Raw genomic sequence first — 692 nt, 5'->3', positions numbered from 1 at the left:
AACAGATCACTGGCGTATTCCAGTTCACCGGTTAACCCGTTTTCGGTGTCACTGAGTGACAGTGACAAATCAAACTGGGTGGTTTTTCTGTCTAACGGCAGTTCACTGAGCATCAATGCCGGCAGATCAAAATGCTGTTGCTTGGCGGTATTGTCCAGATCCAGCATCACCTGAAATATCGGGCTGTGACTCAGGCTGCGTGGCGGTTGTAATGCCTCCACTAACTGTTCAAAAGGCAAATCCTGATGGGCGTAGGCGTCCAGCGCATGGGCTTTGACACGGGCTAATAACTGCTGGATGGTAGGGTTATCTTCCAGCCGGACCCTTAAGGCCAGTGTATTGGCGAAGAACCCCATCAGCGGCTCTAATTCACGGTACTGGCGGTTGGCGACCGGCGTGCCGATAACCACATCGGATTGACCACTGAGCCGTGACAGTAAAACCGCCCAGCCGGCCAGCAGGGTCATAAACAGGGTGGTGCCATGACGCTGGCTCAGGGCATGTAAACCGGTGCTGAGTGCAGGGGACAGGGTAAAGCGAACCAGATCTCCCCGGTAGCTTTGTTCCAGCGGTCGGACGCGGTCGGTGGGCAGTTCCAGCAAAACCGGCGCATCCTGTAGTGTATTGCGCCAGTAGTTTACCTGCTGATCCAGTCTGTCTCCCTGCAACCATTGGCGCTGCCACAGGGCGTA

1 protein-coding gene is annotated in these 692 nt (G+C 55.3%); it reads right to left on the bottom strand.

Features of this window, described 5'->3' with window-relative positions; genetic code table 11:
* The coding region (locus AAC147_RS09400; protein WP_047686415.1) for a condensation domain-containing protein at positions 1-692 on the bottom strand (692 nt) is incomplete at both ends.

Source organism: Xenorhabdus sp. NBAII XenSa04 (assembly GCF_963866145.1).
GTDB lineage: Bacteria > Pseudomonadota > Gammaproteobacteria > Enterobacterales > Enterobacteriaceae > Xenorhabdus > Xenorhabdus indica.
This window is presented reverse-complemented; position numbering and strand designations above follow the sequence as displayed.